We start from the raw sequence: 11918 nt of genomic DNA on the forward strand, positions 1-11918 counted from the left end.
GTATGGAAGGTTATAAAGCTCCACAACGTGACGCCATGTTTGTAACACATGAGCTATTAGATTATCAAAATCACTATCAGAAGTTAGGTTTCGAAGAAGCTTCAGAAGACTTGGTGTCGGCAATTTTCGCTGAAGCCGCAAAGTTCTCTGAAAACACGCTGGCGCCTATCAACGCGTCGGGTGACGAGGAAGGCTGTAAGTGGGTTGATGGTGAAGTAACGACGCCGAAAGGCTTCAAAGAAGCCTACCAAACCTACGTAGAAGGCGGCTGGCCAAGTATGTCTCACCCGGAAGAGTTTGGCGGGCAGGCGCTGCCGTACTCACTGTCTTCTATCATTGCTGAGTGGTTCTCAGGTGCGAATCATTCGTGGGCAATGTATCCAGGTCTCAGCCAAGGCTGTATGGAAACGTTAAAAGCTCATGGCACTGAAATACAGCAAAAGATGTTCCTTGAGAAACTCATCAGTGGCGAGTGGACAGGAACGATGTGCCTAACTGAAGCACACTGCGGTTCAGACCTCGGCATGCTTAAATGCCGTGCGGAACCTCAGGAAGACGGTAGCTACAGCTTAACGGGGACAAAAATCTTTATCTCTGCTGGCGAGCACGATATGTCGGAAAATATCGTTCACATTGTGTTGGCTCGTTTACCAGATGCACCAGAAGGCACTAAGGGTATCTCGCTATTTGTTGTGCCTAAATTCAACGTCTCTGAAGACGGGGAAAAGCAAGATAGAAACGCAGTGAGCTGTGGCAGCATTGAACATAAGATGGGTATCAAAGCCAGCGCTACCTGTGTGATTAACTTTGACGGTGCTAAAGGCTTCTTGATTGGCCCACCAAACCGCGGTCTTAACTGCATGTTCACCTTCATGAATACTGCACGGATAGGTACGGGGCTTGAAGGCTTAGCCGCGTCTGAAGCAGCCTTCCAGGGGGCATTACGCTACGCAAAAGACCGTATCCAGTTCCGTTCATTGACGGGGCGCAAGAACCCAGATGGCCCGGCTGATCCTATTATCGTGCACCCAGATGTACGCCGTATGTTGTTGACGCAAAAAGCCTTCGCGGAAGGTAATCGCGCGCTTGCTGCCTACTGCATGCAACTAGTAGACGTTACGCTATACGGTGATGACGCTGCAGAAAAACAAGTAGCCGAAGCTAAACTGGCCTTCTTAACACCTATCGTGAAAGCGTTTCTAACTGAAACAGCCCAAGAAGCAACTAGCTACGGCATGCAGGTTTATGGTGGTCATGGCTTCATTAAAGAATGGGGCATGGAACAGCTAGCCCGTGATACACGTATTTGTACCATGTATGAAGGTACTACAGGTATCCAAGCGGTTGATCTATTAGGCCGTAAAGTGATGGGTTCTAATGGTGAGCTGCTTAACGTATTTGTTCAAGAAGTGCGCGACTACTGCAACTCTCTACGTGACAACGCACAGTTCAGTGCTTGGACTAACGCGCTTAGCTCACACCTTGACGAGTGGCAGCAAATTACTATGGATATTGGTAAAGCAGCCGCGTCTAATCCAGATGAAATTGGTGCTGCGTCAGTCGATTACTTAATGTATTCAGGCTATGTATCGGTGGCTTATTTCTGGCTCAAAATGGCAGTAAAAGCGCAAGAGCAGCTTGATGCAGGTAGTACAGAAACCGAGTTCTACAAGAGCAAGATCTTAACGACAGGCTTCTACTTTGACCGTCTGTTAACGCGTACTCGCTCGCTGGTTTCTGCGATGCAATCAGGTGCAGATAACTTGATGTCTATGCCAGAGAGTATGTTTGCTGTCGAGTAATGGCAGAGTAGTTAAACGAGCTCTAAAATACGCGCGTAGCTAAAGATGCGCATCTAAGGCCGAGCGAATGGGGTAACCAATTTATAGTTGGATACCCCATTTAGTTCGGTCTTTTTGTTTTTAAAACTTAAATCAAGCGTGCAACGTGATAGTTGCTACACTATTCTAATATAGACGGCGGACTTGCTGTATACCTCAGTGAGAGGAGAATGGCTGAAACTTCTCTATTAATTTGCACCACAGGTTGCCTGACAGAGCTGCTACGATAAATGGCTCCATGATTGATAACTTTCTCATAGTTATGTAATTGGGCCTGACTCTCCTTCCTGATATCACTAAAGCTAGAATTTGTTTAGTCTCCTTGAACACGAAGAAGATCATCAAGTGCATACCTGTTTATCTTTATTTACTCTCTGATTTTAACGTTATGGGAAAGTAGATTGATGCTTTCGAACTGTGTGGGCAATTATCTATGCGAACTGGTTTTACAACAATTGACGTATATTTAAGTGAGCAATCATTACTCAACTTTCAAAAACCATAGCTTTTGAGATGTGAGAAAAAATAGCAGAATATTTTGAGGCTTAGAAAAGGGTGAGGCCCCAAGAAGGGGCCTCTAGTGCGGCGTCCCGCCGCTACCATGTTGAAGCGTTACATCACATGGTGTGACTAAATTTTTATATTAGATTCTGCCGTTAAGTTCAGCTGAAATTGGTGAGCTTTGAAGACCTTGTTCAGCAATCCAAGCTTGCAATGTCTTGCCATCTGACTCAGGCTCAGCCAAGTCTTTGCTAGGCATCTGCTTAACGAGTAGCGTACCCACTTCAACTGCGTTGCTAGTAATAGCCGTTCGAATGAGGCTTTGGCCGTTGCAAGAAATACCTGAGTAGTAGTCGCGAAGTTTTAACTTGTAGTCTGACTGTACGCTACGCATTTTTTTACGAAGTTCACCTTTATCGTCTGCTTGAACGATTGTGCAGATATTTGCTAGCGCTTCGTTGATATCATTCGCCTGTGCTGCGTTAGAAAAAGCTAAAGTAGATGCCGCAATTACTAGAGAAGTTTTAACGATTTTCAACATGGTTAAATTCCTTCGGTTGTTGTTTAGTTAATGTTTGTTCGTTGAGATGTATTAAACCCTAATCTAACTAATTGAAAAACATGCTGTAAAATAACAGGGTATACGAAAGCATACTTTAAGCGGTAGTCAGTCTTAGCGAAGGCAGCGCGCCAATAAAAAAGGCCCCGTAGCAGTGGGGCCTTCGAGTGCAGCATTCGCTGCAACCATGTTGAATTGATTCACATGGTGATGTGATATGATACCTAAATTCTGTCGTTAAGCTCAGCTGAAATTGGAGAGCTCTGCAGTCCTTGCTCAGCAATCCAAGCTTGTAATGTTTTGCCGTCTGATTCTGGTTCAGCTAGATCTTTACTCGGCATTTTCTTAACAAGTAGCGTACCTACTTCAACTGCATTACTGCTAAGCGCGGTGCGGATTAAGCTTTGCCCGCCGCATGAAATGCCTGAGTAGTAATCGCGAAGCTTTAATTTAAAGTCTGACTGAACGCTACGCATCTTTTTGCGGAGCTCGCCCTTATCGTCTGCCTGAACGATAGTACAAATGTTTGCAAGTGCTTCGTTTATGTCATTCGCTTGCGCTGTGTTTGAAAAAGCAAGTGTTGATGTAGCGATGATTAGAGAAGTTTTAACGATTTTCAACATGGTTAAATTTCCTTCGTATATTTAATTATTCAGAGAGATTGTTTGTTCGGGTTTTATTAAAAGACAATCGAGATGATTAAAAAACATTCACTCAAATAACCATGTATGTCACTTAATACCTTATACTAAAGGCGTAGATAGCGTGAGCTTCGTTATAGCCTTTAATATTAAAGGGCTTGCGAGGTTAACGCATACCAGAACTGGTGGATGGGAAATGATCAAATAAAGTGTAAAAAAACAGCGTTCATGCTGTTTTTTGCGTTTGCTGTTCTCGCTATGCATACTCGAACCAGCGAGTTTGCTTAGCGCATCATCAATAAAATCGACGTTATTAAGAGACGATATATTATCTATCAAGATGGAAAGTCATTAGAAATAAAACGATGTATTGTCCGAGATATTTCATCGCGCTGCTCAGCAAAACGAAACAGGTACCTTACGCTTTTTGATGATAGAAAAAGTGTTTGGTGAGTTTGCTCAGCAAGAAAAATTTGCTGATGTGTACAAAGCGTTTCTAGAGCGTGTTTACAAAAATGAGCCTGTACTTTCGATAAGCGAAGGAGTTTCCGGAGAAAAGCGAGCGGTGACTCAGGCCAGTTAGGTATTAGTTACTCATAATTAGATAAAAGGAGAGTTAACAATAACTCTCCTTTTATCTTTTTAAGATGAAAAGAAAAAAGCGACCCGAAGGTCGCTTTTTAAAGTGCAGATTTCTCTGCAACCATGTTGAAATGGTTCACATGGTGTGAAAAGGTATTACAGACGGTCGTTAATTACCGCTGCAATGGGATTATCCTGCAGACCGTTTTCAGCCACCCAAGCTTGAAGCGTTTTTCCGTCAGCTTCTGGTGCTTCCAAATCGCTCTTAGGCATTTTTTTAACAAGCAGCTCGCCAGCTTCAACGGCGTTGCTTAGAAGTGCGGTACGAATAAGACTGTTACCACCGCAGCTGATACCGGAATAGTAGTCTTTCAATTTCATGCGATAGTCAGATTCAACTGAACGCATTTTTTTTCTAAGTTCGCCTTTATCGTCTGCTTGTACGATAGTGCAAATATTTGCTAGTGCTTCGCTAACATCGGCATGTGCGATACCCGACATACCAAATGATGCAGCAATAACAAGAGAAGTTTTAACTATTTTCAACATGGTTAATTCCTCGAGTAAATTTAGATTTGTTTGTTCGCTCGAGATAATTAAAAGATAAAGCGAGGAGTATGGAAATGTTATTAACAATACACCGGTATGCAGGGTTATAACTAAGACTGGATACTGAAAAAAGCGCTTAAATTTAAGCGCTTTTATTGAGTGTTTTTAGTGCGGTTTGAAGTTACTTGCCACTTCCATAATCTGCTCACGCATCCACATGTGAGCATAGTCATGGTCTGCGCTTACATGCCAATATAAATAGTATTCTACAGGGGGAAGGTCAAACGGCATCTCATATATAGCAAGGTCGTAATGTTTTGCTAAATGAAATGGTAAACACGCTATCAAATCAGTTTTCACAATTGTGCTTGGTACAGTAAGAAAGTGTTGACCGCGCATGACTTCTTTTCTTCTTTTCCCCATCTTGTCTAATGCGACATCAATAGGACCTGCCCCTGATTTCCGCTGGGAAACATTGATATGCCCAAGTCGAAGAAAAGTCTCGAGATCCAGTCCATTTTTGAGGGCAGGGTGATTTTTTCGAGCCAATACGACGAATCTGTCCTGCGCTATCTTTTCTTTGCACAAGTGAGGGTCGGTAAAGGTAGATGCATCGGCAAAAAAGTCTAGTGTACCTGCCGCCATTGCCGATACCACTTGGCTTCGCGGTATCTCATAGTTAGTTAGACCTATATTTGGTGCCAGGTTTTGAAGTCTTGCAACTAAGCGAGGCATGATACTAGCTTCAAGCAAATCTCGGCTCGCAAAGTTAAACGACTTCTCCGCTGTTAGCGGGTCGAAGGTATGGCTTTCTTGCACACTTTTGCGAAGTAACGCCAAGGCTTGGCGGGCAGGTACAATAATGTTTTGCGCAACGGGTGTTGGTGTCATGCTGTGGCCCGTTCTCACAAAAAGCGGGTCATTTAGCATTTCTCTTAATCTAGCTAATGAATTACTCACAGCAGGTTGTGTGATACACAAAACATCTGCTGCCTTGGTCAAACTTCCGGCGGTATAAATGGCGTCGAATACAGCAAAAAGGTTCAAATCTATTCTATTGAGATTCATAACTAATCCTTTAAGAGCGAATGCCCTGAAAAAAAGCCAATAGATGAAAAAGCACTGAGTGCGACTCAGCGAAAACAATTGCAACAACTTCTCGTGCCGCTACATAGCATCTACGAATAATTTACGTTAGTGTAACAAGAATGTTTATAAATACCTATTATTAAAAGTTAATTGAAACATTCAAGTGAATAATAGTAGTTTTAACAATATTCAACAGGAAAGAGACGCGAACATGAAAACACTTTTGGATTTATCGGTAGGAGATTCACTTGAGCAGTCTGAATGGCTGCCAATAACTCAGGACATGATTAATCAGTTTGCAGATGCGACGGGAGATCACCAATGGATACACTTAGATGTAGCGCGTTGCGAGATGGAAAGCCCCTTTAAATCAACCATTGCTCACGGTTTTTTAAGCGCAAGTCTAATGCCAAAGGCTTTCGCGGAAGTCATATCTCCCAGTGATAAAATTGCGTCTATGATAAATTACGGCATAGATAAATTGCGCTTTCTAGAACCAGTTAAAAGTAACGACTCGCTGAAGTATCATTTTACTCTCGTTGAGGTTACTGAAAAGCCACAGGGCAAACTGTTTAAAGTAGAAGCATCATGTTTACTCAAATCGAGCGGGAATCCAGCGCTTGTCGGTAGCTTCCTTATGCTAGCCGTGTTAAAGCCGTAGGCCTGCGCACGTGCACGTTTAGAATTTTCCCAACGTTTTAGCTTTTCCATATAAAACTCATCACTGAAATACTAGAAATAAAAAAGCCTGAACGATGCTTTCGCTTATCTTCAGGCTTTTTAAATTTCTAAAGAACAATGAGCGTTAGAAGCGACATTGTGAACGTACTAGTTCGATGCTTCTTCTGCGCCTTCTTCTACCGCTTCGCCTGCACTTTGAATATCTTTGCCTGCGCCTTCAATGGTTGCACAGCCACCTAGGCTACCAATGCTTGCTGCAAGTATAAGGGCCAAAAATGCGTGTTTACGTGTATTTGAATTTAACATTTCCATTTGTCTCTCCTTTGGATTTACTCTTCACCAGGTTGATCTGAATCGTTACCTGCTTTTTTATCCGACGTTGTTTGTGTCGAAGTTGAATCTGCCTTGCCTGTTCCGCGTTCCTCTTTTTGGTTAATCATTGCATTAAGCTTATCGCCGCCTTTGGCGTTAAAGTCCAATGTCCTGATAGGAAACGGAATAAGAATATCGTTATCCTCTAATACTGTTTTGACCGTATTTATGGCATCGTGGCGCACTACCATAAACCCAGGCTCTCCTGGATATCGAATCCAAAACCATAAAAGAAGGTTAATACTGGAATCGCCGAAAGACTCTGCATAAACGGCGGTTTCGTCTTTCTTAATGACATAGTCTTTATCGTTCATTGCATCTGTGATGACTTTTGCAGCTTGCTCGATATCATCTGCATATGATATGCCTACCGGCACCTCTATTCGTCGATAACCCAACGTTGAATAGTTAGTCAGTATGTTGCGAAATAGTATTTTGTTTGGAATTACCTCTAACTGCCCGTAAAAGGTTTCGACCAGCGTATTTCGAAGGTTGATTTCCTTAACATTCCCAAAAACGCCCTCTGCCTCAATAACATCACCGATTTCAAAGGGTTTTCTAATACCCATCGCTACACCAGCGATAAAGTTTTCAGTCATGTCTTGGAAGGCAAAGCCTATGGCTAAACCTACAATTCCGGCCCCGGCCAAAAGAGATGTGACTGTACCTTTGAGCCCAACAAAGTCTAACGCAATGAAGATACCCGCCACGAGGATAATAGATTTAATAATAGAAGTAAGAAGACCAGCTATTTGACGAGACTCGAAAGTACGTCGCATGAGTTTTCCAACTACGTTGCCGACGACTTTCGCAATAATTCCAAACAAAATAGCGATAAGAAACGCAACAACGATATTGGGGAGAAGGGTGATACCTCCTTCTATCCAACTCTCAAGCTTTTCACTTAAAAGCTTATAGACCTCATCAACTTTTGGAAACTCCATAACCCTCATTACCTTCACATATTTTATTTAGAGAGTTTCAAGATTCATTCCTAGTATATAGATGGGGTATGTTTATGAAATTTATGAGTTTTATAAAGGTGGGTGGCCGAAGGTTAAGAGCCAAATAGTAGCTGGTGTGTATGAATTACCGATTGAGTGAAACATATTCACATAAAGTAGGTTCAAGAAATTGTGAGATGGGCATCCCATATTAGTCTAAAGTCTACCTGGTCAGACCATGTGTAAAATTAATGTAAACATATTATTCACAATAAATTTACAAAGTTAGGAATCGCGCATAGTATCAAAACGGTAGGTCACAATTTGTGGATGGCCTATCACAATAACAACACAAAATCGAACAGCCTGTTGCTAGCGGAAAGTGTGGGTAGTAGTGCCGGTAGTGATAAGCCCAGATTTGGAATCACACTATGAAATTTAAAACGCGTAAGACAGCGGTTGCCGCCATGGTAGGCACTGCTTTATTTTGTTCTCCTTACCTTGCATCAGCCCAAGAAGCTGAAGTAGAGAATGAGCAAGAAGCTAAAAAAGATGTCGAACTCATTCTAGTTACCGGAAGTTTCGTTCGTCGAAGTGAAAACTTTGAATCTCCTTCACCCCTCGCTGTCGTCGATAGCGTCGCTATTGACGCGATTGGCGCGAAAAATATTGCAGATATTACTCAGACCCTTACTATTAATACCGGCGCTGAAAATAACCCTGATGCGTTTACTCAAAACGCAACCGCAGGCACATCTAACATAAACCTTCGCGGTCTTGGTGTTGCCTCAACCCTAGTACTCCTTAATAACAAGCGACAAGTTGTAACCGCTCAGCCTACAAATGAAGGGTTGAACTTCGTAGATACAAGTTCATTAGTTCCCATGATTGCCATCGATCGCATGGAAGTAGTAAAGGACGGTGCATCTGCTTTATACGGTTCTGATGCTGTAGCGGGCGTAGTGAACTTTATTACAAAGCGTAATTACGATGGTGCGATGGTGAGCGTCGATTATCAAGACGGTGCACATGGCGATAATAAGGAATATGTCCTTCAGGGCCTATGGGGAGCGACAGGCGATAAAGGTAATGTTATTGCGGCAATTAGTTATACAAATCGTTCTCCGCTTTTTATAAACGATAGACGCTTGAGTCGTCCGCAGGACGATACCAGTGCCTTAGGGAATCCAGCTAGCTTCTTCATTGCGCCTGGTGTTCCAGTTATTGATCCGTTTGGATGTGAAGAATTTGGCGGTTTTCCACAGATACTAGCACCGGAAGGTACCGTTCCTGGGCTTGATGTTGGCCTTTGTGGTTTCGATTTCGGGCCGTTTTATTCTTATGTGCCGGATGAAAGCCGCATCAATGCATATACTCGCGCCGAGTACGAATTTACAGACGATATTACATGGACGACTGAAATTGGCATGGCACGGAACCGAGCCGAGCGCGGTGGTGCGCCAAGCTTTCCTATTTTGACTGCACCAGTGGTTCCAGACTATCACCCACAAAACCCATTTGGGCGTGCGGTGTCGTTTTTTGGCCGTGCTGAAGGCAACGGGCAGCCAGGTGATGCTGCAAATACCGAGTCAGATACATTCCGCTTTAGCACAAATTTACAAGGCGTAACTGATAGTGGTTTCTGGGAAATAAGTTATACAAGAGCGGTGAATGATTTTGTATTTTCAGTACCCGATGTATTGAACACTGAATTTCAACTCGCGCTGTTAGGTTTCGGTGGCTCAAACTGTAATCCAGTCTTGGGAACACCAGGTGAGGGTAGCTGCGAATTTTTCAATCCATTTGCAACGTCATACACAAGTGCACCTAACTCAGACTATGTACTTAATTCATTTACGGCTAAGCAGGTCATCGACTCGAAATCTGATTTAGAAGTATTCGAAGCGTTTACTTCTTTTGATACCTTCGAAATGGGTGGCGGTTATGCCGCGCTCGCACTCGGGGTTCAGTATCGTGAAAACAGCCTGAGACAGGATTACGATGAATTATCTAATCAAGACAGTTTCACCTTTGTTATCGGTAACCCTGACTTAGATGGAAGCCAAGATGTTTGGGCAGCATTTGGGGAATTGGCATTACCGGTTAGTGACGAACTCGACGTGCAGTTGGCTGTTCGTTATGAAGATTACGGCGGTAGTATTGGTAGCACAGTCGATCCTAAGTTGGCTATATCATGGCGCGCGACAGACGAATTTTCGCTACGAGGCTCGATCTCGACGTCATTTAGAGCGCCAACCGTATTCCTAGCGCAAGGGGGAGCTACGTCACTGCAACAAGTTGTCGACCCAGTGCAAGGTGCGCAGGCTTTTGTCGCAGTGCGTACATCGGGTAATGAGGATTTGAAACCTGAGGAATCTACAGCGTACAACATAGGTTTTTCTTACGAGCCGTTCAGAGACCTATCAATCGAGTTAGATTATTGGAACTTTGAATTTGAAGATTTGATCATTCAGGAGAATGCGCAAGCGCTATTGAACGCAGATCCTACTGATACTTCGCGGATCGTTCGTGCTGGAGACCCTTTAACGGGGCCAGTATTACAGATTAACAATACTTATGTTAACGCAAGTTCGCTTGAAACATCGGGCATAGACTTCGTTTCTAGCTATAAAATGGAGACGGAGCTCGGGAACTTTACACCGACTATTCAAGCAACTTATATTACCAAGTATGACTTGAACGACCCGCAAGCAGGGGATATAGATGGTGCTGGTCGCCGTAACTTCAATAACATAGGTGTGTCATCGCCAGAGTTACGTATGAATATTGGTCTTAACTGGCAACATGATGTACATGCAGCAAACCTGTTCTTGCGATACATATCATCATATGACGATGATCAAAACTGTGCAGATGGAACAAGTAATACCGGTGGATGTGCAAATGGTTTTTATGAAATCGACAGCATGCTAACGGTTGACGCTCAGTACAACATTGACTTAGGTAGCGTTTTCGACACCGATCAAAGTTATGTATTGACCATAGGTGGAGTCAATCTATTTGACGAAGAACCACCGCAGGTATTCACAAACAGCGGCTTTGATTCAAAAGTGCATGATCCTCGTGGTCGACAAATTTATGCGAGGCTAGCAATAGAGTTTTAAGGTTATTGCTGAAAATTGCTGAAAGATAGAGCCGGCTTCCAAAGCCGGCTTTTTGTAAACTAAAAGCTCCACACATTTTTTCAAGTTTTATGCATATCCCTTTTCTAATCTAACTCTCATTATTTAAAGTAAGTAAAAGGCTTATAGAAACCTACTGGGAGATTAGAATGCCGACAAAGCTAGCGGACGATACTATTGCCACTAAATTGGCTGCACTTAATGATTTAGTTACAGACGGCACGCATTGGGAGCGAAGTGGTGATTGCATCAAAAAAACATTCACGTTTAAAAGTTTTATCAGAGCATTTGGCTGGATGTCTCAAATTGCTATTTGGGCCGAGAAGTTAAAGCATCATCCAGAATGGTTTAATGTTTATAACAGGGTTGAGGTAACACTTACAACGCACGATGCCGATGGATTGACAGAACTCGACTTTTCTCTTGCTGAAAAAATGGAAAAATTTCAATAGGTCGGCTGGGAAAACCGGGGGCGTAGGGTTGAATACGCGCTTTTTCGTATTAACTTTGCGCATATTGGTCAATTAAGCTGCGAACAGTCAGAAAAATGAAATATTTCGGTGCTAAGCACTTGTGTTGAGTAAGTCCCTATGTATAATACGCACCACGTTGAAGCGAGGCATTAAACGAAACGCTTTCAACAGATATTTTCTGGCGCGGGATGGAGCAGTCTGGTAGCTCGTCGGGCTCATAACCCGAAGGTCGTAGGTTCAAATCCTGCTCCCGCAACCACAGAAAATAAACCAGAATTTCAAGGTTGTGCATAGCACACTTTACCGTACAATCGCGGGATGGAGCAGTCTGGTAGCTCGTCGGGCTCATAACCCGAAGGTCGTAGGTTCAAATCCTGCTCCCGCAACCACTTTTACATACCAGAAAAGTCTTGCTCAGCAAGCTTTACCGAACAGACGCGGGATGGAGCAGTCTGGTAGCTCGTCGGGCTCATAACCCGAAGGTCGTAGGTTCAAATCCTGCTCCCGCAACCACATAGAAGAACCCAGCATTTGCTGGGTTTT

General features: G+C 43.3%; 11 protein-coding genes and 3 tRNA genes. 8 read left to right on the top strand and 6 right to left on the bottom strand.

Going from position 1 to position 11918, the window contains the following annotated elements; genetic code table 11:
* Window positions 1–2 precede the first annotated feature (2 nt).
* Window positions 3–1802 (top strand): acyl-CoA dehydrogenase C-terminal domain-containing protein, encoded by a 1800-nt coding sequence (locus tag ACM0P2_RS08750; RefSeq protein ID WP_159117385.1) that lies wholly within the window; start codon window positions 3–5, stop codon window positions 1800–1802.
* A gap of 682 nt (window positions 1803–2484) precedes the next feature.
* On the opposite strand, the gene ACM0P2_RS08755 is transcribed toward ACM0P2_RS08750, so the two are convergent.
* Together ACM0P2_RS08755 and ACM0P2_RS08760 are read right to left on the bottom strand one after the other, a co-directional pair.
* Entirely contained in the window at window positions 2485–2883 is a 399-nt protein-coding gene (locus tag ACM0P2_RS08755) for a DUF3718 domain-containing protein (protein WP_105931066.1), read from the bottom strand.
* A gap of 242 nt (window positions 2884–3125) precedes the next feature.
* Window positions 3126–3524: a DUF3718 domain-containing protein gene (locus ACM0P2_RS08760; protein ID WP_120959637.1), complete on the bottom strand. Its 399-nt coding sequence runs from the start codon at window positions 3522–3524 to the stop codon at window positions 3126–3128.
* A 388-nt stretch (window positions 3525–3912) separates the two neighbouring features.
* Between ACM0P2_RS08760 and ACM0P2_RS08765 the strand changes: the two genes are divergently transcribed.
* On the top strand, window positions 3913–4125 hold the full coding sequence (locus ACM0P2_RS08765) for a hypothetical protein (RefSeq protein ID WP_236547032.1): 213 nt from the start codon (window positions 3913–3915) through the stop codon (window positions 4123–4125).
* A 155-nt stretch (window positions 4126–4280) separates the two neighbouring features.
* Here the strand turns inward: ACM0P2_RS08765 and ACM0P2_RS08770 are convergent, their stop codons facing one another.
* Both ACM0P2_RS08770 and ACM0P2_RS08775 read right to left on the bottom strand, forming a co-directional pair.
* Window positions 4281–4673: a DUF3718 domain-containing protein gene (locus ACM0P2_RS08770; protein WP_105931069.1), complete on the bottom strand. Its 393-nt coding sequence runs from the start codon at window positions 4671–4673 to the stop codon at window positions 4281–4283.
* Window positions 4674–4838: 165 nt separating this feature from the next.
* Complete coding sequence (locus tag ACM0P2_RS08775) at window positions 4839–5741, bottom strand: LysR family transcriptional regulator (protein WP_105931070.1); 903 nt, start codon at window positions 5739–5741, stop codon at window positions 4839–4841.
* A 232-nt stretch (window positions 5742–5973) separates the two neighbouring features.
* Here ACM0P2_RS08775 and ACM0P2_RS08780 point away from each other — a divergent pair, with 232 nt between their 5' ends.
* Window positions 5974–6423: a MaoC family dehydratase gene (locus ACM0P2_RS08780; RefSeq protein WP_159117386.1), complete on the top strand. Its 450-nt coding sequence runs from the start codon at window positions 5974–5976 to the stop codon at window positions 6421–6423.
* 167 nt (window positions 6424–6590) lie between these two features.
* Here the strand turns inward: ACM0P2_RS08780 and ACM0P2_RS08785 are convergent, their stop codons facing one another.
* Together ACM0P2_RS08785 and ACM0P2_RS08790 are read right to left on the bottom strand one after the other, a co-directional pair.
* A complete protein-coding gene (locus ACM0P2_RS08785; protein ID WP_105931072.1) occupies window positions 6591–6755 on the bottom strand; it encodes an entericidin A/B family lipoprotein in 165 nt (54 codons plus the stop codon).
* 17 nt (window positions 6756–6772) lie between these two features.
* Window positions 6773–7759 (bottom strand): mechanosensitive ion channel family protein, encoded by a 987-nt coding sequence (locus ACM0P2_RS08790; RefSeq protein ID WP_390604745.1) that lies wholly within the window; start codon window positions 7757–7759, stop codon window positions 6773–6775.
* A gap of 431 nt (window positions 7760–8190) precedes the next feature.
* On the opposite strand from ACM0P2_RS08790, the gene ACM0P2_RS08795 reads away from it, so the two are divergent.
* The 5 genes from ACM0P2_RS08795 to ACM0P2_RS08815 all read left to right on the top strand — a co-directional run bounded on the left by ACM0P2_RS08795 (window position 8191) and on the right by ACM0P2_RS08815 (window position 11888).
* A complete protein-coding gene (locus tag ACM0P2_RS08795; RefSeq protein WP_419227592.1) occupies window positions 8191–10884 on the top strand; it encodes a TonB-dependent receptor plug domain-containing protein in 2694 nt (897 codons plus the stop codon).
* Window positions 10885–11051: 167 nt separating this feature from the next.
* On the top strand, window positions 11052–11354 hold the full coding sequence (locus tag ACM0P2_RS08800; RefSeq protein WP_105931075.1) for a 4a-hydroxytetrahydrobiopterin dehydratase: 303 nt from the start codon (window positions 11052–11054) through the stop codon (window positions 11352–11354).
* A 203-nt stretch (window positions 11355–11557) separates the two neighbouring features.
* Window positions 11558–11634, top strand: a tRNA-Met gene (locus tag ACM0P2_RS08805).
* Window positions 11635–11687: 53 nt separating this feature from the next.
* Window positions 11688–11764: transfer RNA gene (locus tag ACM0P2_RS08810), tRNA-Met, on the top strand.
* Between the two features lie 47 nt (window positions 11765–11811).
* Window positions 11812–11888, top strand: a tRNA-Met gene (locus ACM0P2_RS08815).
* Window positions 11889–11918 lie beyond the last annotated feature (30 nt).

Source organism: Alteromonas sp. OM2203 (genome assembly GCF_048517045.1).
Classification (GTDB): Bacteria; Pseudomonadota; Gammaproteobacteria; order Enterobacterales; family Alteromonadaceae; genus Alteromonas; species Alteromonas gracilis.

What these genes read in the sequence shown, in the direction of transcription:
- ACM0P2_RS08775 (WP_105931070.1), bottom strand. Translation starts at nt 5,741, where the DNA reads ATGAATCTCAATAGAATAGATTTGAACCTTTTTGCTGTATTCGACGCC.
- ACM0P2_RS08755 (WP_105931066.1), bottom strand. Translation starts at nt 2,883, where the DNA reads ATGTTGAAAATCGTTAAAACTTCTCTAGTAATTGCGGCATCTACTTTA.
- ACM0P2_RS08770 (WP_105931069.1), bottom strand. Translation starts at nt 4,673, where the DNA reads ATGTTGAAAATAGTTAAAACTTCTCTTGTTATTGCTGCATCATTTGGT.
- ACM0P2_RS08785 (WP_105931072.1), bottom strand. Translation starts at nt 6,755, where the DNA reads ATGGAAATGTTAAATTCAAATACACGTAAACACGCATTTTTGGCCCTT.
- ACM0P2_RS08750 (WP_159117385.1), top strand. Translation starts at nt 3, where the DNA reads ATGGAAGGTTATAAAGCTCCACAACGTGACGCCATGTTTGTAACACAT.
- ACM0P2_RS08790 (WP_390604745.1), bottom strand. Translation starts at nt 7,759, where the DNA reads ATGGAGTTTCCAAAAGTTGATGAGGTCTATAAGCTTTTAAGTGAAAAG.
- ACM0P2_RS08780 (WP_159117386.1), top strand. Translation starts at nt 5,974, where the DNA reads ATGAAAACACTTTTGGATTTATCGGTAGGAGATTCACTTGAGCAGTCT.
- ACM0P2_RS08760 (WP_120959637.1), bottom strand. Translation starts at nt 3,524, where the DNA reads ATGTTGAAAATCGTTAAAACTTCTCTAATCATCGCTACATCAACACTT.
- ACM0P2_RS08795 (WP_419227592.1), top strand. Translation starts at nt 8,191, where the DNA reads ATGAAATTTAAAACGCGTAAGACAGCGGTTGCCGCCATGGTAGGCACT.
- ACM0P2_RS08800 (WP_105931075.1), top strand. Translation starts at nt 11,052, where the DNA reads ATGCCGACAAAGCTAGCGGACGATACTATTGCCACTAAATTGGCTGCA.